Source organism: Yersinia artesiana, from assembly GCF_902726545.1.
Classification (GTDB): domain Bacteria; phylum Pseudomonadota; class Gammaproteobacteria; order Enterobacterales; family Enterobacteriaceae; genus Yersinia; species Yersinia artesiana.
Genome location: NZ_CACVAD010000001.1, coordinates 82075 through 108880 on the forward strand (window position 1 = coordinate 82075; position 26806 = coordinate 108880).

Sequence of the window (26806 nt, forward strand, 5' to 3'; positions counted from 1 at the left end):
AGTTTCTACTTTTCCTCGTGGCTGTGAGTCACCAGCCAACAGTTGTGGATTTGACGATTGCGGGCAAAGTCTTCAGATTGCGTTTGCGCGGTGATTTCTTTCGCTTCCAATCCCAACGCCTTTATCCCGTCCAAATCCATCTGGAAACCGCGCTTATTGTTTGAGAACATGATTGTTCCCTTACGGCGCAGTAACCGTTTAAGTTCTTTCATCAGCACTAAATGATCGCGCTGAACATCAAAGGTGGTCTCCATACGCTTGGAGTTGGAGAACGTCGGTGGATCAATGAAGATCACATCGAATTGCTCATCGGTGTTACTCAGCCAGGAGAGGCAATCGGCCTGAATCAAGCGGTGCTGCTGGCCAGTTAAACCATTTGCCCGCAGATTTTTCTCCGCCCATTCCAAATAGGTGCGCGACATATCGACTGTAGTGGTACTGCGTGCGCCCCCCAGCCCTGCATGAACACTGGCAGTACCGGTATAAGCGAACAGGTTAAGGAAGTCTTTACCCTGGCTCATTTTACCGAGCATCTGACGAGCGATGCGGTGATCCAGGAACAGGCCGGTATCGAGATAATCGGTCAGGTTAACCCATAGCTTGGCATTATATTCACTCACCAGCAGGAACTCGCCTTTCTGGGCCAATTTCTCGTATTGGTTTTTGCCTTTCTGCCGTTCGCGTGTTTTCAATACCAACTGATTGGATGGCAAATTTAACACCGCTAAAGTGGCATTAATCACATCAAACAGACGCTGACGCGCTTTTTGTGCATCAATCGTTTTCGGCGGCGCGTATTCCTGCACCACCACCTTGCTACCATAACGGTCAACGGCCACGTTGTAATCTGGCAAATCAGCATCATACAGGCGGTAACATTCAATGCCCTGTTGTTTAGCCCATTTATCCAGTTTTTTCACATTCTTACGCAGGCGGTTAGCATAATCCTCAGCAACCTGAACACCCGCCGCACCTTGTGGATTTGCCGCTAATTGGTAGTTTTTCTGCACGCAATCCAATGGGCCATTTTTGGCTTTGAATTCGCGCTCTGCACGCAATTGCAGGCAGCTCAGCAGTTCCGGCGAGGCACTGAACAAGGATAAACGCCAGCCACCAAATGAGGTTTTCATGATGCGACCGAGCATATTATGCAACGCAATCAACGCTGGCTCACTGTCCAACCGCTCACCATAAGGTGGGTTACTGATAACCGTGCCGACTGGCCCTTCCGGTAATGGATTCACCAATTTACTGACATCATTGGCATTGAAGCTAATCAGTTCAGCAACGCCAGCGCGGCGGGCATTGGCCCGAGCCATCTCAATCACACGCCGATCAATATCAGAGCCAAAGAAGCGAGAGGTCGTCTCCTGCAAACCACGGCGCGCGCGAACTTGCGCTTCAGTGGTTAATTCACGCCACAGCTCTTCGTTAAAAGCACTCCAGGCGGTAAAGCCCCAATGCTCGCGATGCAGACCCGGTGCGCGATCAGATGCCATCATGGCCGCTTCAATCAGCAATGTACCTGAACCACACATCGGATCGACCAGCGGTGTGCCCAACTGCCAGCCTGAACGTTGAATAATCGCTGCGGCCAGATTTTCTTTCAGCGGTGCCTGACCGGTAAGGTCACGATAGCCGCGCTGATGTAAACCTTCGCCACTGAGATCCAGCGCGACACTGGCCATCTCACGTTGCAGGAATACATTCACCCGGATATCCGGCTGCTGTTTAGCCACGGTTGGGCGCTGATCCAGCTTACGAGTAAAGCTATCGACGATGGCATCTTTAACTTTTAATGCCCCATACTGGCTATTGCGGATTTCGTCATTCACGCCGCTAAAATGCACGGCAAAGGTTTTATCCACACCAAAAATTGACGGCCAATCAATCGCCTGCACCCCAAGGTACAAATCTAAATCACTGTAAACTTTAAAATCATTGAGCGGTAACAAAATGCGCGAAGCCAAACGGCTCCACAGCAGGCTTTGGTACATGAGTCGATCGTCGCCCTGAAAATGTACCCCGCCCTGCACTATTTTACAGTCGTGAGCGCCCAACGCTTCGAGTTCGCTTTTTAACAGTTCTTCCAGTCCACGCGCCGTGCTGGCAAACAGAGAGTTCATATCGCACTATCACCAAAAAGAAAATTGTTGCGCATTATAGCTAATCCCAGCAGCTTGTCATAAAGTTGCTCCCTCTTATTTAATACTCGCACGGAGGCAATGGTGATTACCCTCTCCCGACTTTATGTTCATCCGGTAAAATCCATGCGCGGCTTGCAGCTTTCTCATGCCCAAGTCAGCAGCAGTGGATTGGCCTTTGACCGCGTATTTATGATTACCGAACCGGATGGCACTTTTATTACTGCGCGCCAATATCCGAAGATGGTGATGTTTACCCCCGCCTTAATGTCAGACGGTTTATATCTCACTGCTCCTGACGGCGAGAGTGCCAGTATCCGCTTTAATGATTTTTTAGCCAATGCCGAACCGACAGAAGTTTGGGGGAATCATTTTACCGCGCTCATTGCCCCTGCAGCTATTAACAACTGGCTCAGTGGTTATTTTCAAAGAGAAGTACAATTACGCTGGCTGGGGCCAGAATTAACCCGGCGGGTAAAACCAATGCCGGAAATTCCGCTGTCATTCGCGGATGGTTTCCCTTATCTGCTAATTAATGAAGCTTCATTTAAAGAGTTACAACAACGCTGCCCCGGCAGTATTAAGCTGGAACAATTTCGCCCTAATTTGGTCGTGAGCGGTGCCAGTGCATTCGCTGAAGACAGTTGGCAGGTTATCCGAGTGGGCGATATTACTTTTGATTTGGTGAAGCCCTGTAGCCGCTGCGTATTAACCACTGTCAGTGTTGAGCGCGGTCGCAAGCATCCAACCGGCGAACCATTACAAACACTACAGACATTCCGAACTGCCGAGAATGGCGATATCGATTTTGGTCAGAATATGGTGGCCAGGAACAGCGGTATTATTCGGGTTGGGGATGAAGTAGAAGTTCTGTCAACCAAGCCACCGCGCCCTTATGGCGCTGGAGCGGTAGTTGAAAGCCTTGCGGCACCGCAGGATCAATCCAAAGACGTAGCCATTGAATATAATGGCATTCGCTTTAATGGGAATAATCAGCAGGTATTATTGGAACAGTTGGAGCAACAAAATATCCGCATTCCTTACTCGTGCCGGGCAGGAATATGTGGCTGTTGCAGAATTACGTTAGTTGATGGCGAGGTCGCACCGCTAAAACAAAGTGCGATTGGAAATGACGGAACGATTCTTTGTTGCAGTTGCATACCTAAAGGAGATATTACGCTTAGCGGCAAATAAGCTGCAACTGATTAACTAAACCGCCCGGTCAAGATTAAAGGCCGGTGCGGCATAAGGTTTCTCAATAACCAATGGTGTTAAGCGGTCATTCATTATCTTTATCGCATCGCCCAATACTAACTGGCGCCCTGCTAATACTACCTGGGGTTGTGCTAATAAACACAAACTGGCAGTGTCACCTGACTCAACCACTAACAAACTAATCTCTTCACCGTTCTCCAATACTTTTACTGCTGCCAGTTCTGCATTCTGTGGCAGCCACGTTTTAGGTTGTTGTGCAAAATACCAGCTTTTGGGCATTAATGGTTTAAGAAAACGGAAAGCAACCAACGCATTTAATATCAATTCCGAACGTTGCTCATGCCCCATTTTAATTTGGCGGCATTGATCTTCAAACTCAAAATAAAGCGCAGCATCGTCAACACAAAATGCAGACTCATCAAATGCATCAGGGGTTAACATTTTAGACGGGAAACGCGAGCGAAATATCATACCATTGGCTAAATCCAACATAAGTCGGTCATGTTCGGTATCAAAATACCAACGCCATTTATCGTCTGGTTTAATCCGCATATTTTACCCTTCCCGCCACGCTCATCAACATTATTGACTCAACAATTTGAGTTATCACCCATCTAATTGCACTTAATCATATAAGGCTTTTGATGTATATTTAATCCATTGGGGTAAAATATAGACGAGCCGGAGGAATAAATAAACCCCCCGGCCAATAATGAAGATAAATAATTAGATATGAGTAACGATATTCTTAATCAAGCCTGGCCCACGGAAGATAAATCCGGAATAAATTTGAATCAATGAAGCACCCGCAGCCATTTTTTCTCTCGCGGCAATCACAGAGTCAATTCCCCCTACCCCAATAATAGGTAAGCGGCCTTGCAGCTCTTGCGATAAACGGCGAATCACTTCAGTGCTACGCAATTGCAATGGACGGCCACTTAACCCACCAGCTTGTTCGCAATAATTTAATCCCTGAATGAGGGAACGATCTAAAGTGGTATTAGTGGCAATAACGCCATCTATATTATGGCGCACCAAACTGTCCGCTATTTGGATCAATTCTTCTTCAGTAAGATCCGGAGCGATCTTTACCGCCACAGGAACATACTTATGATGACGCTGATGTAATTCAGTTTGTTTATTTTTAATTGCTGCTAATAAATCATCCAGTGCTTCACCATACTGCAAAGATCGTAATCCTGGGGTGTTAGGTGATGAAATATTAATCGCGATATATCCGGCATAAGGATAAACTTTATCCATACAAATCAAGTAATCTTCTTTGCCTTGCTCTACCGGTGTATCTTTATTCTTACCAATATTAATACCTAAAATACCGCCGAAATGTGATTTCTTAACGTTTTCAATTAAGTTATCAACACCATGATTATTAAATCCCATACGATTGATCAAGCCTTCAGCTTCGACCACTCTAAACAACCTTGGTTTATCATTTCCTGACTGTGGCTTTGGTGTTACCGTCCCGACTTCAATAAAGCCAAAACCCATCGCGCCAAGAGCATCAATACACTCACCATCTTTATCTAAACCCGCAGCCAAACCTAATGGATTCTTGAATGACAAGCCCATACAGCTTACAGGTTTAGTTGGCACTGATTGGCTAACCAAAAATTGCAGTGGGGTGCCGGTAAGACGTTTTAACTGACGAAAAGTGAATTCATGGGCGCGTTCTGGATCAAGCTGAAATAGTGCTTTTTTGGCAAGTGGATAATACATGTGATCTCCTGAGCGAGCGGTGACTAGCCGTTGATGCGGGAATGGTAAATTCATCTCTCAGGAAAGTAAACGTTTGCGACGTAAAGCCATGCAAAGACTGAAGGTATTTATAGGGATAAAAAAACAGAGAGCAATGCTGCCCTCTGTTTATCATGCAAACAACCTATTTTAGGCCGCTAATGCTTTGGTTATCTTCTCGTACAAATCACCGGATAAATTATCCAATGCTTTCAATTGTTCCAAAGCCTGACGCATCAGGGCCTGACGACCTGAGTCATAGCGTTTCAAACGAATCAATGGCTCAATCAAACGAGCGGCAACCTGTGGGTTACGAGTATTCAAATCACTGAGTATTTCTACCAGGAATTGATAACCGCTGCCGTCAGTGGCGTGGAATGCGGCCGGATTACCGGAAGCAAAACTACCAATCAACGAACGGGTACGGTTGGGATTACTCAGACTAAATGCAGGATGCTTAAGTAAAGCGCGTACCTGTGTCAAAACATCCGCCGCAGGGCTGGTGGCTTGCAAAGCGAACCACTTATCCATCACCAAACCATCATGATTCCAGCGCACGTCAAAGGCCGCTAATAATTCATCGCGGCAAGGCAACTGGGCAGCAACTGCGGCGGCTAATGCTGCCAGCGAGTCCGTCATGTTGTCAGCCTGATGATATTGAGAAGAAACAAGTTTATTCGCAAACTCTGCATCACCAAACGCCAAATAGCTCAGGCAAGTATTGCGCAATGATCGTTTGGCAATATCGCGGTGCTCAATACGATATTCAGGAGTGATATTCGCCACATAGACGGCCAATAATTCGTCCGATAATTCATTTGCCAGACAACGGGTAATAGCCTCATGCACCGCACTGATAGCTTGCGGATCAATCGTGGTAAACAGTTCCGCAATTTCATTTTCTGATGGCAATGTCAGGATCTGCGCGGCTAACGCGGGATCAAGATTGTCATCAAGCAATATGGCACGGAAAGCATCAGCGACGTGGTTAGGTAAACTCAGCGGCTGTTTTTGTTGGTATTTGGCAACATTAAGTTTGATATAGGTTGCCAGCAAACTTTGCGCCGCATCCCAACGGGAAAATTCATTGCGCGCATGCTGCATGAGGAACGTGAGTTGCTGATCGCTGTAAGTGTAATCCAGTTTAACCGGCGCAGAGAATTCACGCAGCAGCGACGGGATCGGGGTGTGCTCGACATTATCAAAGGTAAAGGTCTGTTCGGCCTCTGTTACATTCAAAACATGATGAACCGGTAAACCATTGCGCTGCAATGCAATCACATTACCTTTGCTGTCATAGAGTTCAATATCCAATGGGATATGCAATGGCAGTTTTTCTGGTTGATCCGCGGTTGGCAACGTTTTCTGGCTAACGTGCAGATGATATTGCTGTTTTTCAGCATCATAATCATCACGCACTGTTAATATTGGCGTTCCGGACTGGCTATACCAGCGGCGGAATAAAGACAGATCGACATTAGATGCATCTTCCATTGCCTGTACGAAATCATCACAGGTCGCCGCACTGCCATCATGGCGCTCAAAATAGAGCTGCATACCGGCCTGGAATTGCTGCTCACCCAGTAAAGTATGCATCATACGAATAACTTCTGACCCTTTCTCATACACAGTTAAGGTATAGAAGTTGTTCATCTCGATGACTTTATCTGGGCGAATGGCATGGGCCATCGGGCTGGCATCTTCGGCAAACTGCGCTGCACGCATAACTCGCACGTTTTCAATACGATTAACTGAGCGCGAGCCTAAATCAGAACTGAATTCCTGATCGCGGAATACGGTTAAACCTTCTTTCAAACTTAATTGGAACCAATCACGGCAGGTGACCCGGTTACCGGTCCAGTTATGGAAATATTCATGACCAATAACCGCTTCAATGTTCAGATAATCTTTGTCTGTCGCCGTTTCTGCTTTTGCCAGAACATATTTTGAGTTGAAAACATTCAACCCTTTATTTTCCATGGCCCCCATATTGAAGAAATCAACTGCCACAATCATATAAATGTCGAGGTCATACTCCAGACCAAAACGGGTTTCATCCCACTTCATGGAGTTCTTCAATGAGGTCATCGCCCAGTCGGCACGATCCAGATTACCGCGATCAACAAACAGCTCCAGCGCAACTTCACGCCCCGAACGGGTAATGAACTTATCACGCAACACATCAAAATCACCGGCGACCAAAGCAAACAGGTAACAAGGTTTTGGGAACGGATCTTCCCATTTGACCCAATGGCGGCCATCATCCAGAACACCCCGCCCCACCGGGTTACCGTTGGAGAGTAAATAAGGATAAAGTGTTTTATCAGCAACAATACGAGTGGTAAAACGCGCCAGCACATCAGGACGGTCTAAATAATAGGTAATATGACGGAAACCTTCGGCTTCACATTGGGTACAGAGCGCCTCACCGGAAAGATATAATCCCTCAAGTGCGCTGTTCGTTGCAGGGTGAATATCATTGACGATTGTCAGTGTAAAATGCGCGGGTAATTGTTCAATAACCAGCGAATTATCCTGCAATTGGTAATGCGGCCATGCTTGCCCGTCAACGCTGATACTCACGAGCGTTAAATCCTCACCATCTAAAACCAGCGGTGTCACGTCTGCCGTTTGACGTTTTACCTGGCTGATCGCCGTTACCGTAGTTTTTTGCGCATCAAGTGCGAAATCCAAATTGATATCGGTGATAGTGTAATCCGGCGATTTATAATCGTGACGGTATTTAGCTTGCGGCTGTTGTGTCATAAAAACCCTTTGGACGTCATCTGTGGATATGATTATCAAGTCTGTATTTAGGGTCGTTTTAGCGCCAAACTTTGGGTTCAAAACCTTATCTTCAAAGTACGGCTGCCAGCGACTTCGCCTTAGACTCAGATAGTCTTGTCAATGTATCACAATTGTGAAAAAAACCCAGGTGAGCGCCGATGGCACGTTTAATCCTAGACCTCGGATGAGCATTTGTGGTGTGATGAGGCTTCAATAACAGGACAATACCGGTATACTTCTGCGACTTTATACTGTGGAAAATGCTCCTACGAGGATGCTATATAGCGCCATGACCCAAGACGCCTCACCGATTTTGACTTCATTGCTTGATACAGATGCTTATAAACTTCATATGCAACAAGCAGTGTTCCATCGTTATCGCCATATTACCGTTGCCGCTGAGTTCCGCTGCCGTGGTGATGAGCTGCTGGGCGAATATGCCGACGAAATCCGCCACCAGATAACATTGATGGGCCAATTGGCACTGACCGATGATGAGTATCAGTATCTCTCCGGTTTGCCTTTCTTTAAAGATGACTATTTGAATTGGTTACGGGCTTTTCGTTTCAATCCCGAGCAAGTCACTGTGTCTGACAATGACGGTAAATTAGATATTCGCATTAGCGGATTATGGTGCGAAACAATCCTGTGGGAAGTGCCACTATTAGCGGTAATCAGTGAAATCGTCCATCGCCGCCGTTCCGTGCAGGTCACCACCGCGCAGGCAGTGGTGCAACTGCGCAATAAACTTCAGCAATTTAACGCACTCAGTGCGGATATTGATATTACGCATTTCAAGTTAATGGATTTTGGTACACGCCGTCGTTTCTCCCGCGAGATACAGCACGCTATTGTGAGTGATTTAAAAGACGAATTTCCTTATCTGGTGGGCACCAGTAACTACGATTTAGCACGGAAATTGTCATTAGCTCCAGTCGGCACTCAAGCTCATGAATGGTTCCAGGCGCATCAACAAATTAGCCCGGTGCTGGCCAACAGCCAACGCGTCGCGTTACAAGTCTGGTTAGATGAGTATCCAAACCAGCTTGGTGTGGCCTTAACCGACTGTATTACTATGGATGCATTCCTGCGCGATTTTGATAAAACATTCGCTGACCGCTATCAGGGATTGCGCCATGACTCAGGTGATCCGGTTGAATGGGGTGAAAAAGCGATTGCTCATTATGAAAAGCTGGGTATTGATCCAATGAGCAAAACATTGGTGTTCTCAGATAATCTTGACCTGGAAAAAGCACTACTGCTATACCGCCACTTCTATCAACGGGTTAAGTTAGTATTTGGTATTGGTACGCGTTTAACTTGTGATATCCCGGGCGTCAAGCCGCTAAATATCGTGATTAAACTGGTTGAGTGTAATGACAAGCCGGTAGCTAAACTTTCAGATAGCCCAGGTAAAACCATTTGCCATGACCCCGCGTTTGTTGATGAATTACGTGAAGCATTCGCTCTGCCGTTGGTTAAGAAGGCCAGCTAACACGTCATTGCCGGGCGGCACATGCTTGCCCGGCTCCGCTCTAATTGGAACTTTTTTCCTCGCTTTACTCTTCTATATTCCACTATTCAATCATTTCTCTGTTTGTGTCGTATATTTTTATAACAATGTTGCACTGAACTGATGATTTCTACTTGTGTCCTGCACCGCCACAAGTAACATAGCAACATCCCCATTTCTTTGGGTTGTTAACTATTTCGATATCAAAATTATCCAAAACTATTAAAGAGAGAAATCTATGAGCGTAGTGCCTGTAGTCGACGTACTGCAAGGCCGTGCTGCGGTTGACAGTGAAGTCACCGTGCGCGGTTGGGTGCGTACCCGGAGAGATTCTAAAGCGGGTATCTCCTTCGTTGCCGTTTATGACGGTTCCTGCTTTGACCCGTTACAGGCCGTCGTAAATAATACTTTGCCTAATTATCAGGACGAAGTATTGCATTTAACTACCGGCTGTTCAGTAGAAGTAACTGGCACCGTAGTGGCATCACCGGGTGAAGGGCAGAGTTTTGAAATTCAGGCAACTGCTATCAAAGTGGTCGGTTGGGTTGATGATCCCGATACTTATCCAATGGCGGCAAAACGGCACAGTATCGAATACTTGCGCGAAGTCGCTCACCTGCGTCCGCGCACTAACCTGATCGGTGCAGTGGCGCGTGTGCGCCATACTTTGGCACAAGCTATTCACCGTTTCTTCGATGAGAACGGTTACTTTTGGGTTTCCACCCCGCTAATCACTGCATCTGATACTGAAGGTGCGGGTGAAATGTTCCGTGTATCGACGCTGGATCTGGAAAACCTGCCGCGCACTGATACCGGCGCTGTCGATTTCAGTGAAGATTTCTTCGGTAAAGAAGCGTTCCTGACGGTATCCGGTCAGCTTAACGGCGAAACCTACGCCAGTGCATTATCCAAAGTTTACACTTTTGGCCCGACTTTCCGTGCAGAAAACTCTAACACCAGCCGCCATTTGGCCGAGTTCTGGATGGTAGAGCCAGAAGTCGCCTTCGCATCATTAGATGATGTCGCCGGTTTAGCTGAGAAAATGTTGAAATACGTCTTCCAGGCGGTGTTGAACGAACGTGCAGATGACATGAAATTCTTTGCCGAACGTGTCGATAAAGATGCGGTTGATCGTTTGCAACGTTTTGTCACCTCAGACTTTGCTCAGGTTGACTACACTGATGCTATTGAGATCTTGCTGGCATCTGGCCAGAAGTTTGAGAATGATGTCTCCTGGGGCATAGATTTGTCTTCTGAGCATGAGCGCTATTTAGCTGAGCAACACTTTAAAGCGCCAGTGGTAGTTAAAAACTATCCAAAAGATATCAAAGCATTCTATATGCGTATGAATGAAGACGGTAAAACCGTGGCGGCAATGGACGTCCTCGCGCCAGGCATTGGTGAAATTATCGGTGGTTCACAACGTGAAGAGCGTTTAGATGTGTTGGATGCACGTTTAGCAGAAATGGGCCTCAATAAAGAAGATTATTGGTGGTATCGTGATCTGCGTCGCTATGGCACGGTGCCACATTCAGGTTTTGGCCTTGGATTTGAGCGTTTGATCTCATATGTAACAGGGGTTCAAAACGTTCGGGATGTCATTCCGTTCCCACGCACACCGAGAAATGCCAGTTTCTAAATTCATCATTTAGAAAAAAATTGTGATTTTGTACAAATAAAAGCCAGCTAAGCTGGCTTTTATCATTTTTTAAAGTTCGATCTGAGTCACAAAGTTCCCTTAAATTTACATTTAGTAACACATACTTTCCCAATGAAACATATTCAGGTAATTGGTAGCATTTTCGGTCTGGATTATAACCCTCGTGAATGGAACACTGCGTTCAGACACAGACGACACCAAACTCTCAACAATAGTTCCAAAAAAATTATTGGCGGCAGTGGCAGGTGTCCGAATAACACCAATGAGGGTAATAATAATGATGAAGCGCAATATTCTTGCAGTAGTAATCCCAGCATTGTTAGTAGCTGGTGCAGCTAATGCAGCAGAAATCTACAACAAAGACGGCAACAAACTTGACCTGTACGGTAAAGTTGACGCACGTCACCAGTTCTCTGACAACGCTAAACAAGACGGCGACGAATCTTATGTTCGTTTCGGCTTCAAAGGTGAAACCCAAATTACTGACCAACTGACCGGTTACGGCCAGTGGGAATATAACATTCAGGCTAACAACGCTGAATCTCAAGGCGCTGAAGGCAACAAAACCCGTCTGGGCTTTGCTGGTCTGAAATTTGCTGAATTCGGTTCATTCGACTACGGCCGTAACTACGGCGTAATCTATGATGTCAACGCATGGACTGACATGCTGCCAGTGTTCGGTGGTGATTCAATCTCCAACTCTGACAACTACATGACTGGCCGTTCTACTGGTCTGGCAACTTACCGTAACACCAACTTCTTCGGTCTGGTTGATGGCCTGAACTTTGCCCTGCAATATCAAGGCAAAAATGAAACTAGCCGTAGTGGCATCAACGAATTGGCTACACAGAATGGCGACGGCTTCGGTCTGTCTTCAACTTATGACATCGGTTATGGCGTAAGTTTCGGTGCTGGCTACTCCACAGCTAACCGTACTACTGCTCAGAAAAATGCTCACCTGAACACTACACCGGCAAACGGTTTGTATGTAGCTGAAGGCGATAAAGCTCAGGCATGGAACGTTGGTGCTAAATACGACGCAAACAACGTATACCTGGCTGCAATGTATGCTGAAACTCAGAACCTGACTCCATTCGGTAATGACGGTATTGCGAACAAGACTCGTGATATTGAAATCACTGCACAGTACCAGTTCGACTTCGGTCTGCGCCCATCACTGGGTTATGTTCAGTCCAAAGGTAAGGATCTGAACAACAACACAGATACTAACCACGACCTGTTGAAATATGTTTCTGTTGGTACTTACTACTACTTCAACAAAAACATGTCTACCTATGTTGATTACAAAATCAACTTGCTGGACGAAGACGACTTCACTCGTACTAACGGTCTGAACACCGACGACGTTGTGGGTGTTGGTATGGTTTACCAGTTCTAAGTTAAACTTAACCCGGCAGTTTATCTGCTGACCTAAGTTAAAAAAGACAGGGCTTCGGCTCTGTCTTTTTGTTTTTATCCCTGGCTAAAATAGGGATATTGCGCTGCCGAACAGGCTATTTTGCCGATTTTTCACCCCGAATCCCCTCGCCTCACAACATTCATTTCTTTTTATCGCAAACGGTTGGCAAAGGCCGCAACTGGCGCTACCCTGATGGTTCTGTTTGCTTAACGCTAAGCCATGGAAGCCTCTGACATGTTTGAAAAAATCACTGCTGCACCTGCGGACCCTATTCTGGGCCTGACCGATATTTTCCGCGCGGATGACCGCCCTAATAAAATTAACCTGGGGATCGGTGTCTATAAAGACGAAACCGGGAAAACGCCGGTGCTGACCAGCGTCAAAAAAGCTGAGCAGTATTTGCTGGAAAATGAAGTCACCAAAAACTATCTGGGAATTGAGGGGCTGCCCGATTTCGCCCGTTGTACTCAGGAACTGCTGTTCGGTGCCAATAGTGCGATTATTACTGATAAACGTGCGCGCACCGCTCAAACCCCTGGTGGTACAGGTGGCCTGCGTATCGCGGCTGATTTTATCGCCCATCAGACCAGCGCCAAACGTGTCTGGGTCAGTAATCCAAGCTGGCCAAATCATAAAAATGTCTTCGCCGCTGCTGGGTTAGAAGTCGTTGAATATGCCTATTATGATGCCGCTAACCATGCGCTGGACTTTGATGGGCTATTAAATAGCCTGTCAGAAGCTCAGGCAGGTGATGTGGTGCTGTTCCACGGCTGCTGCCATAACCCTACCGGGATTGACCCAACAGAAGCCCAGTGGAACCAATTAGCTGAACTGTCAGTGGCTAAAGGCTGGTTGCCACTGTTTGATTTTGCTTATCAAGGTTTTGCCAAAGGTCTGGAAGAAGATGCTCAGGGCTTGCGTATTTTCGCCGCGCAGCATCAAGAGCTGATCGTTTGCAGCTCTTATTCCAAAAACTTCGGTCTATACAATGAACGTGTGGGTGCTTGCACTGTTGTTGCCGCAAGCAGCGAAGTGGCTGATATCGCTTTTAGCCAGGTTAAAGCGGTTATCCGTGCTAACTATTCCAACCCACCGGCTCATGGTGCCGCAGTGGTTGCGACCATACTGAGTGACAAAGCGCTGCGGGCAATTTGGGAGCAAGAACTGACTGATATGCGTCAGCGCATTCATCGTATGCGTCAGTTGTTTGTTAACACCTTGCAAGAAAAAGGGGCTAAACAAGATTTCAGCTTCATCATAAACCAGAATGGCATGTTCTCATTCAGTGGCCTGACCAAAGAACAAGTGCTGCGTCTGCGCAATGAATTCGCGGTTTATGCAGTAAATTCTGGCCGTGTTAACGTTGCCGGTATGACGCCAGACAATATGGCACCATTATGTGAAGCTATCGTTGCTGTGCTCTAATTAAGTCACTGTGATTTATATGTAAAAAGGGTGCCCCAGGCACCCTTTGTTTTATCTGTCAGGCCAAAATTTTAATGAAATAAATATTTGGCAAATTCGTTCATCGGCATAGGTCGCCCGTACATATAACCTTGCAGATAATCCACGCTATGGGATTGCAAATAACGCATTTGGGTTTCGTTTTCAACGCCCTCGGCAATAGTTTGCAGCCCCAGTCGAGTCGCCAGATCAATAACATTTCCTACTATATGGCTTGATAACGCATCTGAACCAATCATGCCGACAAAACTTTGGTCAATCTTGAGAAAATCAACTTTAAACTTCTGCAAATAAGTCAAACTCGAATGGCCTGTACCAAAGTCGTCGATGGCGATAAAGACACCTAAAGCATGAAGTTCAGCAAATAATTTATCTGTAGTTGCATCGGCAACAATCAATTTCCGTTCGGTTAATTCCAGCGTGATATTAATTTTATTACCACCAAAAGCTTGAATAAAATGACGGCAGTCATCTACCAAACTGAGATCACGGCAGTGATTGGCGCTGATATTAAAACCAAAATGAAAACCCTCAGGTAATTGATTTACGTAAGGTGCAAACTTCGCGCTGACTTGCAGCATAAGAGAACGGGTCATCGGCACGATAAGTTCACTGTCCTCCGCCATAGGAATAAATTGATTCGGTTGAATTAAACCCTGGCCTGGATGCTGCCAGCGCATTAATACTTCACAACCAATCCAGCATTGGTCTTTGCCGCTGACGATCGGCTGCATATAAGGAATAAATTCGTTATTGTCTAATGCTTGTTTTAATACCTGAGTCGGGGATGCAGCCCTTCCCGATAACCAGAAAATAAGTACCGCTGACCCAAAGCTCATTAAGATAAAGAAAATCAAGCTACCCCGAGCATATTGCCATGCATAAGCCAAATATTGTTGATTAGACAGTGCTGTACTTAATGAGTAAGCAAACTTATCTGAGGCCAGATATAAAGGTTCACCGCTATTCGGGGGACTACCTGAATGCACCGCTCCAGTTGCATCCATCCATTTATTACCAACTCTCAGTTGCAGTTCAATATCACTGCTCAATAGATTAAGAATACTACGCAGATAATAACCATCAACTGCGACCAGAATACTGTAGTTACCTCGAACTTGTCGGTAGGCTATTAACGCGCGATCAGGTGTCACATCATTGCCTTGCATTAACTCTAATTGCCCATCAACAAATACATCTAAATCAAAAGGAGTAGAAAGTGGCCCATATATTGAAGAACAATAAATGTTACTGCCTTTGGCTAAAGAGACAGAGCGAACATCCGGAATCAACACCACCTGATCGCGTAAATTCTGTACCACTTGCAAGCAAGGTTTTCCAAGCCCCGTTTCTACCTGGATAGCCGCATGCTGCAAATTATTAAATATCTGGTCGAAGCGCGCTCTGGCCTGAAATAACTTGGCTTCAGCATTCTGGTGCATATTGCTTTTTGTTTGCGCGTAAATCACCACTGCGCCTAATAACAGAAACAGCAATAACACCATAGAAGAAAAACCTAGCCGGGACAGGAATTTATTCAGTCTGAAACGACGAAATGGCATAGTGGATTCCATTGAAAGGCGCTCGTTAATATGACGAACTCAAACGGCAGAAAGATGCCTACCGGGTCAATATCAGTTATATCTTTCAGCCATGCTATGCCTTATGGATATCACAGAGGTAATGCTTACGTGGTAAACACCATCATTATCTTCATAGTTTACATAAATAGCTGATTATGACTTCACAAAATGCTTTAACAGCCCATTAAATATAATATAAAAAAGGCACCGAATGGCGCCCTTCTTGTAATTCCATATTGTCACTCTGCTAAGAGTTTATGATACCAATCAGTTACTGTTACCAAACAGCAGGTTCTTCGCGTATAAACGGATTAGTCTGCCGTTCATGTCCGAGCGTCGACATTGGGCCATGACCGGGAATAAATGTCATGTCATCCCCCAAAGGTAACAGTTTAGTTCGGATGGAATTAATCAGCTGCTGATGGTCACCACGCGGGAAATCGCTGCGCCCAACCCCACCATTAAAAATAACATCGCCAACTAACGCCAAACGATCTTTTTGATCAATAAAGACGATATGCCCCGGCGTATGTCCTGGGCAATGTAAGACGGAGAGCTCGATTGCACCCACTGTAATTTTATCGCCCTCTTCCAGCCAACGCGTTGGCGTAAAGGCCTCACATTCGCTCAACCCGAACATTCTGCTTTGAGCGGGTAGCCCTTCTAGCCAGAAGGTGTCTTCTTTTTCTGGCCCATAAATCGGCACCTGAAAATGCGCAGCTAATTCAGCGGCAGCACCCACATGATCCAAATGACCGTGGGTCAATAAAATCTGGCTAATCTTAATATCGTGACGAGCAACTTCTGCGATGATCTTGGCGGCTTCACCACCTGGGTCAACAAGGGCGGCCTGCCCTGTTTCCTCACACCAGATAAGTGTGCAATTTTGGCTAAAGGCCGTCACCGGAATAATTTGATATTTCATAAAGCTCCAACCCCAGCACCCTGGATAGATTCAAAGCACTGGCATAAAAATACGCGTTACCAGGATCGTGTTGGCCCAGTATCAATATGCACAAAGTTACTGCGAGGATAATATCCTACACCACCAGCGCGCATTTTTAATGCTGCTTTACGGATATTACTCAATTGAATGCCTTCAATATGGAAATCCATTGCTCGCCCTTGCGTGTGGAAGCTGTGTTTGGCCACACCACGGCTGCGTTCGCGCAGCTCATTATTAGTGTCAAGCGAGCGGTAACCTGAAATTAGCTGCACCGGTTTAGTTGTACCGAGAAGGCCTTGCAGGCGGTATAGCTGATCAAAGAGGCGAGGATCGATAGTTTTGACTTTATTGGCCCGATAATCGCGGAATAAATGATTCAAACGGGAAAGTTCATCTTTATTATAAGTTCGACCGTCAAAGAACTCGGCTTTTATGGACTCCCCCGTATTCAGATTATTCAGGGTCAATATACGTGGGCGAGGAGTTGAAAGGGTAGCGAATGCTTGCCCTGGGAGCAGCGACATCCCGAGTGCTACCCCCCCTAACGCTAGCCATTTACGGCGATGATTATCAATTTTATCCATGATCTCTGTTAATACCCGGCAAAAATGTCAAAATTAAGCACTGCCCCCTTATTATTTGAAGCCGCAACTGTGTTGGCTGCAACCCCAATGACTTTGGGTATCTATGTGCCATCCCGAACCTTAACTGCCTATGGAGAGCCAGTCAACCCGCATGCAGTTCGCATTCACTGTGCGTTTAGCCCAAGTTTATGAGGCGCTCCATTAGGAACGCCCATAAGACAACCCGATATTGAGACCATTAGTTATTGAGTTTTACTGCATTTATTGCAGCAAAAGTTCGGCTTGATGGGAGATTTGTGAACCTGATCTCACCGTCATATCATAATTGTAAATATCTGTTCTAAACTGCGGTTTGCCGTCATCAGCCACCCATGCCGTCAGGTAATAGAGTTGTACCGGCACGCGTTGGCGGATGTTGACATAAGTCGTATCGCCTTGTTTCAACGTCGAGGATACCCGAGCATCATTCCAGCCAGCATCCTGCAACAGCATATTGGCTAAATCAGAGGCTTTATTCACCCGCACACAACCAGAGCTCAGTGCGCGAATATCTTTCTGGAACAAGCCATGGTTCGGCGTGTCATGCAGATAGATAGCATCCGAGCTTGGCATATTGAATTTGAACCGCCCCAAGGAGTTGCTGGCACCTGGGGCCTGACGCAAGCGGTACGGGAAATTGTTCGGTGAAATCATGCTCCAGTCGATCATTGAAGGGTCGATGACTTCGGCATCATTACTCCAACCGGACAATACGGTATAACCATGGCGCTGGAAATAGCTGGAATCGTAACGTGCTTTCGGCACGATATCCTGACGCACCAGTGAGGTTGGCACGTTCCACGGCGGGTTCACCACCACATTGTTCAGCGCACTACTCATTAATGGTGTTTTACGACTTGGCCGGCCGACAATCACTCGAGATGAAAGCACCTGTGCGCCATTTTTATAATAATTCAGTGAATAGTTTGGAATATTAACCATAATGCCGTTATCCACCCGCCCCGGCAAAATGCGCAAACGCTGAATATTCAATGCCAACAATGTCGCCCGTGTTTGTGGGGAAACATTCAACCACTCACGCGTCCGGGTACCGATAACGCCATCATCACTCAGCCCGTGCCAGCGCTGGAAACGTTTGACTGCCTCCATCAGCTCCGGTGTGTAGACATTATCGGTCACTGTAGCCGTCACAGGCGCAGAAGATGGGGCAACCACCCCACCGGTCACTGGCGTATCGGCAACGGGTGCCGCTGATGGGCTAACCACCAAACTGTGGGCTTGGGCACGGTTTTTCTCTTCATCAACAGAGAGGTCATCATTCACCGCTGCTGCCGGATTATCAACCGGAATGACTTCCGGCGTTTGTACCGGTGCTGACGCAACCGGATACAACATGCCGGTTCTGTCGAGAATCTCCCGCAAAGCAGGAATATCATCACTTAACTGACCAGGGCGTAAGCTCGGGCCATTAGCCATTTGTGGCCACGGGCGGCGGTCGGCCAGCATCTCTTTCAGCGCCTGATGCATTTTTTCATACTGAGGATGCTGAGGTGCCAGGGATGTCAGATATGGCGCTGTGGTGCCCTCATGTACCGCTTGCTGCCAACGATTGAGGATCGTAGCAGGCGGCATTGCCATCTTGTACGGCACATTGCTGTATAACCAGACACTGCCGTTCGCACCGACACCTGAGATAAAGTGCAAATAGCCCAGCATCGCATCAGATAAAATAGCATCGCGAGCCAAACCGGTAAGCGCCGGATCACTGAGCCATTTCACCCATTGCATAAATTGTGGTTGGATACCGGAGAGTGCCACTTCCGCTAATTGTTGCTGGAAATGCTGAACCGCGGCTCGGTCTTGCCACATAGGTTGCATATGGTTTGCGGCATAAAGCACAGACAATTCAGAAGGATAGAACGGCGTAACGTTTTTCGGTAATACCGCCAATAATTGGGAACGGCTTTGTGCCACCGACATGCTTTGTGATGCGGGCGAGCGCGCCGAAGATGAATCTACAGGCATAATAGGTGCTGTAGCTGATGCGCTAAATGTCGGCATCAGGCTACAAATTAAAGCGCAATATAACGCGAATGCACGTTGCGGATTTTTCTTCTCTACCGACATTCTATGCCCCCGGTATGCTTATCTAAGTACGTCATAGTTTGTCGTTACCCTTCTTCCTTGAAGTCGCAGTATGTTAGCGGCTCAGCACGATTTATTGTTTAACTGCAATACCACTTTCTTTGGGTATTAATATTATTATACAAACAGAAATACCACTAAGTAGCCAATAATATAAATTTAACCATTTATGTACGCTAACAGATTTCCTTCGGTTATAAAATATAACCCTCAGATGTGACAACAATAAAAATGGCCGCAATGCGGCCATCTAAGAAAATTAATTATTATTACGTTGTCACTGAACAATAATTAACCATTTCGTCATTGTTCAGCTAATATCGATGGCAATGTTGGTATTTCATTTGCAAAACCGCGCAAACCAACCACGTGTACATGCTCATGATTTTGGAAGACTTTTCGCACCAGCTTATAGGTAGTCCCTTTTTCTGGGCTGATATTCTCTGGCGCAGCAATAATTAATTGCATTTCCAGCCGCTCACACAACTCAAATAATGTTGCGATAGATTTTGCATCCAAGCGCGCAGCTTCATCAAGGAACAGCAAGCGGCACGGCGAAATATCTTTACCGCGTAAACGGCGCGATTCTTCTTCCCAGCTCTGTACCACCATCACCAGAATAGACATACCGGTACCGATAGCCTCACCGGTAGACAGTGCGCCACTCTCGGCACGTAACCAGCCATCTGCACCACGGTTAACTTCGACTTCCAGCTCTAAATAGTTACGATAATCAAGCAACTCCTCACCAATGGTTTGCGGCAAACGCTGCCCCATATCCATTTGTGGGTTCAGGCGCTGATACAGTTTCGCCAGTGCTTCGGAGAAGGTCAGGCGGTTACTGTTGAACAAGTCCTGATGTTGCTCTTGTTGTTCAGACAGCACATCCAGCAAGGTCGCATGAGCTTCGCGCACATTCACATTCAGCCGCACACTCTTAACCTGGCCGAATGATACCGCTTGCAAGCCCTGATTCAGCATGCGAATCCGGTTCTGCTCGCGCTGAATGGTTTTACGAATGATATTCGACACACTTTTCGAACTGATCGCCAGTTTCTGTTCGCGGGCGGTCAATTCTTCGGTCAAACGGCCCAGTTCAATTTCCATTTGCTCAATGGCTTCGACTGGATCATCAGTGCGGATAATATCCTGACGGATACGCTCACGCAGATGCTGATACACCGCAATATAGAACTGGATTTTGCGCTCAGGCCGTTTGGGATCTTCAGACATGCGCAGCACATCGCGCAAATGTTCGTTATCCGCGACCGCCAGACGCAATGCCCCCAGCGCCTTATCCGACATAGAACGCAGCTCGTCGCCATCCATATAGGCCAGCTCTCGGCGATGCAAACGGCGCTCAACACCATTATCTTTCACCATACGCATTACTGCACACCAGCCCGCTTTCGCATTAACCACCTGCTCGCGGATCTGATGATAATCTCGCTCCAGTTTACGCAATTTTTTCTGCAAACTGTCCATCTCGGCTTCACAGAAGGTCAGTTGTTTTTCTAACTGATTACGGCGCGAACGGTTGGTGCTTAGTGCGGCATGCAGTTCATCGCGGCGGGCGCGGGCGCGGGCTTCAGCATCGGCATCAGCCTGAACGCCAATGTCCACCAGCTCCTGACTCAACTCTTTGAGCATGTCACGTTTGGCATCATATGAACTTTTCAATGACGCCAGCACTTGATTGTATTGGGTAAACTGCGCCTGATATTGACGTAACTGCTCACGGGCGCGAGTACGCTCTGCTTCTGCCTGTTCCAGGCGCTGACGCAGTTTATCATTCAAATCAGAGTTTTCAGTCAACATGCCCGCGGAGTCGGTATAACCAAAGTGCGCGCGGCGCTGCACCACTTCAACTAAAGCAAATGCTTGCTGCTTGGCCTGGCGTTGACTGTTCTGCGCCTGCGCATAGTTCTCTTTTAACTGCTCGTGTTGCTGCGGGTCGCTTTGCAACACCGCCAACAGCGGTTCAAGTTTAGTCAGGGCCGCACCGTGTTTCTGGATATGACGCGCCGCCTCTTGTGCTTCTGCCAGCTCTTCGGTAATTTCTTCAACACGGTCAGTCAAGGTATCATCAAGCAGTAATGAAACCAGTGGGATCAAACGGTTAAGGGCAGAAATACCCTCTTTGGCTTGTTCAAATTGCTGACGTTGTTGCTGGTTTCTTTCTTCATGCGCGTTCAGAGCGCGTTCGATTTCACCACGGCGGGTATTCAGCAGTCGAATTTCAGCTTCCGGATCAGAATCGAATGCCACCCCCAGATGCGAACCAATAAACCGGCTGAATGCCTGATGTAAACGTTGTGTTTTCTGCACATCAAACGACAGTGTTGCATAGCGCTCTGCCAGGCTATCACGTTCTTGATACAGCGCTTCCAGTCGATTTTCACGGGCTGCACGGCCAAACAGTGGCACTTCGGGATAGCGGGAGTAACGCCATTGGCGATCAGCAATTTTCACCACCACCGCTTTTTCAAGTTCTTCGACGGCAAAAACACTGTCATCAAATGACTGCGGGTCCCCTTCGATGAGATACAAATCTTCCGGGCAATCTTCCAGCCCTGCCAATTGGTCGCGTACCAGCGACAAATCCGGCACCACGATACCGTGGCGAGACGGGCCATACAGCGCGGAGAAGTATGGCGCATCATCAAGAGTCACATCGTCGTAAATCTCGGATAACAGCACGCCGCCAAAACGCTCGGCCAGCGCAATCATCCGTGAATCTTCAGCACCACTTGGTTGGCTCAGGCGCTCAATTTGTGCATCAATTGCGCGCTTGGTTGCCGCCACTTCGTCACGTTCGACGGTGGTTTCACGCTCGCGCTCCAGCAACTGCTGCATATATTCCGTCACTTGACGGCTGTCTTCCAGCGCTTCACCGCTCTGCTCACTCAGTTGGCTCAGGGCATCTTGCGCCGCCAGCCAAACCGGAGCGCGCGCCGTCAATTCCTGGATTTTGAGCTTAATTTGATCGAGTTCCTGACGCATTTCCATGCGCCGCTCGCCAGCATCACTAACACTGAGGGAAAGCTCTTCAACCTGTGATTCTAATTCACGTTGCAGTTCTTCCAGTTCTTCCGGCTGATAGGCTTGCCCCTGACGTTTGCAGAACTCTTGCAATAAACGCTCGGCGTCCTGCTGGGCGCGTAGTCGCTGCTCCAGCTCAGACAAACGCATGCGCAGTGGCTGAACTCGCTCGGCCAAATGTTGTTGTGACGGCCAATCACGCAATAATTCGCGGGCAGTTTGCCAGGCCTCACTGCGGCTAACCTGACCGGCGATGCTCACCACCAACTGATAGGCTTGCTCAAACTGGCTGTGTGCGGCATCAGCAACACTCAGTTTTTGCTCAAGCTGCAATAACGCCTCGGTGGCTTCCTGCTCTTTGGCCTGGAAAGTTTCCAGCCAATCTTCGGCGTTATCCGCCGTTAACTCAGGTAACTGGCACAACTCACGAGCACGTTCCAGCGCTTGTAATGCTTGCTGATACTGAATGGCGCGGGTCTGCTGAACATCCAGCGCTTGCTGATAATCAGCTAACTGGCTTTTCAGCTCATCCACTTCCAACTCAGCGGCTTCGGCACGAGCTTCGTTATCAGCCTGCTGCTCGCTGGCCTCAGCAACAACTTCATTTTGCTCTTCCAGCCGATAAGTTAGCTCTTCCAAATCACTTTGGTAGCGCTCGATTTTTTCTTGCTGGCGCATCGCGGTTTGCACCAGACTCAGGTGGTCACTGGCGGCCTGATAATCCGTTTCAAGATCAGACTCCGCCCCACTTTGCTCGGCTAATTCGCGGGACATCTCAACATGGCGATACTGTTCAGTCACCAGTTGTTTCCGGCTGGCCAGCAACTCGCGGCGCAACACCAAAGCGCCGTCAAGATGAATACGCCGCTCATTGGCATGGCGCATATAGTCAGCGGCAACGTAGGACGTCGCTTCGGAAATCAAATGTTTAAACAGGTCACGGTCAGACTGGGTAACACGTATAGCCTCAAGGGTCATGCGGTTTTCGCGCAATGCCGCTTCCATATCCTGGAAAGCTTTACGTACGCCGCTGTTTTCTGGCAATAAATAGTCGCGCAGCGAGCGAGTAATCGCGCTGGAAATACCGCCGTACAATGAGGCTTCAATCAAACGATAAAATTTGCTGCGGTCAGCAGAAGAGCGCAGACGTTTTGGAATCACACCCAAATCAAACATCAATGAGTGGTAATCGGTGATGGAGTTAAATTGCTTGAACTGCACCCCTTCCATCTCTTCGACACGCTCTTTCAGCTCTTGCAATGACAACACGCGCGCCTGGCGCTCACCGACAACCTCAGTGAGGATCTGTGTTGGTTGGATCGCCGTCGGAAGCCCTTGAATGGTAAAAGGTTTGATATCAACTTTACGGTCGCGCCCTGCGACTTGTTGCAGGCGCACCCCGACAACCACCCGCTGGTGGCGCGAGTTGACCACATCTAACGTGGAGTAACATACGCCAGCACGCAATTTACCGTGCAGACCTTTATCACGAGAACCGCTGGTCGCACCGGCTTCGGTGGTGTTACGAAAGTGCAGCAAGGTCAAATCTGGGATCAATGCTGTGACGAAAGCCGCCATGGTGGTGGATTTACCCGCACCATTACCACCGGATAAGGTGGTGACCAATTCATCAAGATCGAAGGTTCGGGCAAAGAAGCCATTCCAGTTAACCAAGGTCAGTGAGCGAAATTTACCGCGTTCAATCATTCCTGTTCATCCTCTGCACTGTCCGTTGCATTTCTCATGGTGATGTCGTTTTCATCGCTTTCATCATGGAGTGACAGACTATTTTCGACCGCCATGGCTTCACCATCGCGGATCATGCGCAACTGAGCTTCGCGTGGGTCATCGCCACTGCGCACATCGGCACCGAAACGGAACACCGCCTCAGTGATACGAAACTTGCTGCTGTCATTGCCCATAAAGTAGATCATGCCCAAACGGCGTAACCGGTTGAGTGAGGTGCGTACTTTTTCCTGCAACTTCTGCTTATCTAAATCCGAACCGGTTGAGCGCTGGTTAACGAACTTCAGCAATTTGCTCTCATCGGCCAGACTCAGCAGCTCTTCGTACAACTCGTGTTGGGCGAAAATACCTTCATGAGCCAGACGTTCCGGGCTGAGATACAGATAACAAAGAATTTTACCCACCATCATGTCCAGTTCAGATAACACTGAGCGCGGGATAAGAGTGGTAGAACGTGGCCGCAGATAGAAGAAACCTTCCGGTGCGCGAATTAACTCCACGTTATAGCGGGTATAGAACTCTTCCAGTTGCTCCTGAAAATCCATCAGGAAAGCATGATTATCCAGCTCATCAATCCCGATATGACGGCCAGCGCGCAACTGGCTATCCAGTGCCGGAAACAGTGAATTGGCTAATGCCTGAGCCAGCTTAACCGGCATGACTACTTCAATATTTGTTGATGACATGTGCCTGCACCTTGGCTCCGTAATCATTGATTGCCAGCCATTCGGCTGGTAACCCTGAGAAATCGGCTTCGGCCACACCAAGGCGAACTGCCTGGTCGACCAGGATACGAGCCACGTCAAAATGACGAGCACGCGGATATTGCGCGAGGTAATCGCGCATGACGTCCCCCAAATTGAGCGGCAGTTTTTGCTGTTGATACACTAACAACGCCTCTTCAATCATGGCGGCCAACTGCTCACGGATGGCATTAAACTCTTCAAATTCCAGATCCGGTGGCAGTTCCCCTGTTACCTCTTCACTACGCAGCGACAACTCTTCATCGCGCATATCCAGCAAGCGATCTGCATTGGCATAGGTTAAGGCCCAAGGGTTATCAAAATAATTTTGCACTGATTGGCGCAGGCGCTGGGCGAATACCCGGTTTTTATCCATATCAATCGCTGTACGGATAAATTTATGCACATGGCGGTCATAGCCAATCCACAGATCAATCGCCTGCTGACCCCAACTGATAATACGGTCAAGTTTACTTTGTAAATCAAAGACCAATTTATCAACCAGCTCCAAACCCGCATTGCCGATGGTAGCTTCTTGAATACGCAATAAATTCGCCTGAAGCTTATCACCTGCCGCTTCCAGCGTATCTTGTAGTTCGCGCAGTGTGCCGGAGGTTTCTGACAGCAGCATTTCACAACTGGCAATGGCGGCACGCCAATCCTGATTCAGCAGTGCCGCGATATCTTCTTTGACGCTATGCTGCTGCTCGTCCATCAAGCGCTGTGTCATATCGATACTGTCAAAGATTTCAGCAACTGAATATTTAAGTGGGGCAAAGACATTACGGTGCCAGTGGAATTCGTCACCGCCCTCTTCGGCCGCTTCGGCAGCCCGTTGCAGCTCTTGCGCCACAATCGATAACTGCATAGATAACCGCAGAGTGGAAAACTCACGTTGGCGGATATAGTAATCGGTGATACCAATGCCCAATGGAGTCAGGCGATAAATAGCATTGCCATCGGCCATTTCGCTGGTAAAGCGGTTAAGCAAACGCTGGCGCACCATATCATTGATGGCATTATTAGCGCGCACTGCCACGGTTTCGGTGGTTTGTTCAAAACCTTTGCTGACGTGACGAAATGCATCAACCAACTCGCCTTCGCTCATTTCACCGTCCAGCCGCTCACCGTTTAAGGTAGCAATAGCCATAAGAAAGGCCAAACGCTCTGTTGGCAGAGTAATCGAAAAATCATTTTTCCGCGCCCAGGCGACCAGTTCGGGTACTGTCTGGGAAAATTCACTCATAATGGGTCCTTCAGATTCGGCTTAAACGCCATAACATGCACGTAGCGCCCCAAACTGATAAAGGGCTCCTGCCGGCAATAGCGCTGTTCCAACGCCAATAATTCAGCAAACTCATCAACTTGTTGCTGTTTATTTTTCATGTAATCGTGAAACACCCGCACTCCCGTCTTACCGCTAATGGATAAACCCATTTGCTCAAGCCAACCATATACCGTCGGGGGATCTAAAGGGTATTGCGGCGACAATGAGCGCTGCCGACGTCTTTTAACGCCCGGTATCGCCAATTGAAAGTTACCTAATACCGCATTACGCATCACCAGTCCATTGGCATTGAAAAACATCAACGACAATGCACCACCTGGGTTTAGCGCATTAAAAAGTATTTGCAGAACTTGTTGTGGCTCTGCAATCCATTCTAAAACCGCATGGAACAATATCAGATCAACGGGCTGTTCTAAATGTTGGGTGATGTCCTGAGCCGCACTTTGTACAAATTGCATGTTGTGGCTCACACCTTTTTCTTCAGCCGCAACTTTTGCACGCTGGATCATCTCAGCAGACAGGTCACATAATAGAACCTGATGGCCCAATGCCGCCAATTGGCAAGCCATATGCCCTTCACCACCACCTGCATCTAAGATCCGTAACGGGCGTTGCGGCAACTGCGCTAGCAGCCCGGTGATATCTTGCCACACCACCGCCTGACGGATCATTCCCTTCGTCGTACCGTAGATATTGCGTGAGAACTTCTCGGCAATATCATCGAAATTGCGATCCTGCATGGACACTTGCTCCGCTATCACTATTGATTTG

At 47.7% G+C, this 26806-nt stretch carries 17 protein-coding genes; 5 read left to right on the plus strand and 12 right to left on the minus strand.

All coding sequences use genetic code 11. The features are described from left to right. Positions 1 to 5: 5 nt before the first annotated feature. Positions 6 to 2126, minus strand: coding sequence for a bifunctional 23S rRNA (guanine(2069)-N(7))-methyltransferase RlmK/23S rRNA (guanine(2445)-N(2))-methyltransferase RlmL (rlmKL, locus tag HU019_RS00400; protein ID WP_174847087.1), 2121 nt, complete (start codon positions 2124 to 2126; stop codon positions 6 to 8). Positions 2127 to 2225: 99 nt separating this feature from the next. Here rlmKL and HU019_RS00405 point away from each other — a divergent pair, with 99 nt between their 5' ends. Then, the gene (locus HU019_RS00405) at positions 2226 to 3338 is read left to right on the plus strand and encodes a YcbX family protein (protein WP_174847086.1); all 1113 of its coding nucleotides are present in this window, start codon (positions 2226 to 2228) and stop codon (positions 3336 to 3338) included. 15 nt (positions 3339 to 3353) lie between these two features. Here HU019_RS00405 and HU019_RS00410 read toward each other — a convergent pair whose 3' ends face one another. The 3 genes from HU019_RS00410 to pepN all read right to left on the minus strand — a co-directional run bounded on the left by HU019_RS00410 (position 3354) and on the right by pepN (position 7880). After that, the gene (locus HU019_RS00410; RefSeq protein ID WP_174847085.1) at positions 3354 to 3911 is read right to left on the minus strand and encodes a cell division protein ZapC; all 558 of its coding nucleotides are present in this window, start codon (positions 3909 to 3911) and stop codon (positions 3354 to 3356) included. A 174-nt stretch (positions 3912 to 4085) separates the two neighbouring features. Then, complete coding sequence (pyrD, locus tag HU019_RS00415; protein ID WP_174847084.1) at positions 4086 to 5096, minus strand: quinone-dependent dihydroorotate dehydrogenase; 1011 nt, start codon at positions 5094 to 5096, stop codon at positions 4086 to 4088. 168 nt (positions 5097 to 5264) lie between these two features. Continuing rightward, on the minus strand, positions 5265 to 7880 hold the full coding sequence (gene pepN, locus HU019_RS00420) for an aminopeptidase N (protein WP_174847083.1): 2616 nt from the start codon (positions 7878 to 7880) through the stop codon (positions 5265 to 5267). 310 nt (positions 7881 to 8190) lie between these two features. Here pepN and pncB point away from each other — a divergent pair, with 310 nt between their 5' ends. The 4 genes from pncB (at position 8191) to HU019_RS00440 (ending at position 13919) form a co-directional block, all read left to right on the plus strand. Further along, positions 8191 to 9396, plus strand: coding sequence for a nicotinate phosphoribosyltransferase (gene pncB, locus HU019_RS00425; protein WP_174847082.1), 1206 nt, complete (start codon positions 8191 to 8193; stop codon positions 9394 to 9396). A gap of 256 nt (positions 9397 to 9652) precedes the next feature. Then, positions 9653 to 11053 carry an asparagine--tRNA ligase gene (gene asnS, locus HU019_RS00430; protein WP_075337015.1) on the plus strand — a complete coding sequence of 467 codons (1401 nt, stop codon included), beginning with the start codon at positions 9653 to 9655 and terminating at the stop codon, positions 11051 to 11053. A gap of 301 nt (positions 11054 to 11354) precedes the next feature. Next, positions 11355 to 12473, plus strand: coding sequence for a porin OmpF (ompF, locus tag HU019_RS00435; protein WP_174847140.1), 1119 nt, complete (start codon positions 11355 to 11357; stop codon positions 12471 to 12473). 255 nt (positions 12474 to 12728) lie between these two features. Next, a complete protein-coding gene (locus tag HU019_RS00440) occupies positions 12729 to 13919 on the plus strand; it encodes an amino acid aminotransferase (protein ID WP_174847081.1) in 1191 nt (396 codons plus the stop codon). A 71-nt stretch (positions 13920 to 13990) separates the two neighbouring features. On the opposite strand, the gene HU019_RS00445 is transcribed toward HU019_RS00440, so the two are convergent. The 8 genes from HU019_RS00445 to cmoM form a co-directional block, all read right to left on the minus strand. Continuing rightward, positions 13991 to 15520 (minus strand): EAL domain-containing protein, encoded by a 1530-nt coding sequence (locus tag HU019_RS00445; protein ID WP_174847080.1) that lies wholly within the window; start codon positions 15518 to 15520, stop codon positions 13991 to 13993. 298 nt (positions 15521 to 15818) lie between these two features. Continuing rightward, positions 15819 to 16466, minus strand: a complete 648-nt coding sequence (locus HU019_RS00450) for an MBL fold metallo-hydrolase (RefSeq protein WP_026017891.1) — start codon at positions 16464 to 16466, stop codon at positions 15819 to 15821. 56 nt (positions 16467 to 16522) lie between these two features. Beyond that, complete coding sequence (locus HU019_RS00455; protein WP_174847079.1) at positions 16523 to 17071, minus strand: YcbK family protein; 549 nt, start codon at positions 17069 to 17071, stop codon at positions 16523 to 16525. A gap of 261 nt (positions 17072 to 17332) precedes the next feature. Continuing rightward, positions 17333 to 19198: a L,D-transpeptidase gene (ldtD, locus tag HU019_RS00460; protein WP_174847078.1), complete on the minus strand. Its 1866-nt coding sequence runs from the start codon at positions 19196 to 19198 to the stop codon at positions 17333 to 17335. 321 nt (positions 19199 to 19519) lie between these two features. Further along, positions 19520 to 23965, minus strand: a complete 4446-nt coding sequence (mukB, locus tag HU019_RS00465) for a chromosome partition protein MukB (RefSeq protein ID WP_174847077.1) — start codon at positions 23963 to 23965, stop codon at positions 19520 to 19522. Continuing rightward, a complete protein-coding gene (gene mukE / locus HU019_RS00470; protein WP_050078444.1) occupies positions 23962 to 24690 on the minus strand; it encodes a chromosome partition protein MukE in 729 nt (242 codons plus the stop codon). Before mukE ends, mukB begins: the two co-directional genes overlap by 4 nt. Continuing rightward, positions 24671 to 25993, minus strand: coding sequence for a chromosome partition protein MukF (gene mukF / locus HU019_RS00475; protein ID WP_174847076.1), 1323 nt, complete (start codon positions 25991 to 25993; stop codon positions 24671 to 24673). Before mukF ends, mukE begins: the two co-directional genes overlap by 20 nt. Beyond that, the gene (gene cmoM, locus HU019_RS00480) at positions 25990 to 26775 is read right to left on the minus strand and encodes a tRNA uridine 5-oxyacetic acid(34) methyltransferase CmoM (protein WP_174847075.1); all 786 of its coding nucleotides are present in this window, start codon (positions 26773 to 26775) and stop codon (positions 25990 to 25992) included. The genes mukF and cmoM overlap by 4 nt, the downstream gene beginning before the upstream one ends. Between the last annotated feature and the right edge of the window lie 31 nt (positions 26776 to 26806).

Coding starts and splice junctions, on each gene's coding strand:
- rlmKL (WP_174847087.1), bottom strand. CDS start 2,126: ATGAACTCTCTGTTTGCCAGCACGGCGCGTGGACTGGAAGAACTGTTA.
- HU019_RS00405 (WP_174847086.1), top strand. CDS start 2,226: ATGGTGATTACCCTCTCCCGACTTTATGTTCATCCGGTAAAATCCATG.
- HU019_RS00410 (WP_174847085.1), bottom strand. CDS start 3,911: ATGCGGATTAAACCAGACGATAAATGGCGTTGGTATTTTGATACCGAA.
- pyrD (WP_174847084.1), bottom strand. CDS start 5,096: ATGTATTATCCACTTGCCAAAAAAGCACTATTTCAGCTTGATCCAGAA.
- pepN (WP_174847083.1), bottom strand. CDS start 7,880: ATGACACAACAGCCGCAAGCTAAATACCGTCACGATTATAAATCGCCG.
- pncB (WP_174847082.1), top strand. CDS start 8,191: ATGACCCAAGACGCCTCACCGATTTTGACTTCATTGCTTGATACAGAT.
- asnS (WP_075337015.1), top strand. CDS start 9,653: ATGAGCGTAGTGCCTGTAGTCGACGTACTGCAAGGCCGTGCTGCGGTT.
- ompF (WP_174847140.1), top strand. CDS start 11,355: ATGAAGCGCAATATTCTTGCAGTAGTAATCCCAGCATTGTTAGTAGCT.
- HU019_RS00440 (WP_174847081.1), top strand. CDS start 12,729: ATGTTTGAAAAAATCACTGCTGCACCTGCGGACCCTATTCTGGGCCTG.
- HU019_RS00445 (WP_174847080.1), bottom strand. CDS start 15,520: ATGCCATTTCGTCGTTTCAGACTGAATAAATTCCTGTCCCGGCTAGGT.
- HU019_RS00450 (WP_026017891.1), bottom strand. CDS start 16,466: ATGAAATATCAAATTATTCCGGTGACGGCCTTTAGCCAAAATTGCACA.
- HU019_RS00455 (WP_174847079.1), bottom strand. CDS start 17,071: ATGGATAAAATTGATAATCATCGCCGTAAATGGCTAGCGTTAGGGGGG.
- ldtD (WP_174847078.1), bottom strand. CDS start 19,198: ATGTCGGTAGAGAAGAAAAATCCGCAACGTGCATTCGCGTTATATTGC.
- mukB (WP_174847077.1), bottom strand. CDS start 23,965: ATGATTGAACGCGGTAAATTTCGCTCACTGACCTTGGTTAACTGGAAT.
- mukE (WP_050078444.1), bottom strand. CDS start 24,690: ATGTCATCAACAAATATTGAAGTAGTCATGCCGGTTAAGCTGGCTCAG.
- mukF (WP_174847076.1), bottom strand. CDS start 25,993: ATGAGTGAATTTTCCCAGACAGTACCCGAACTGGTCGCCTGGGCGCGG.
- cmoM (WP_174847075.1), bottom strand. CDS start 26,775: ATGCAGGATCGCAATTTCGATGATATTGCCGAGAAGTTCTCACGCAAT.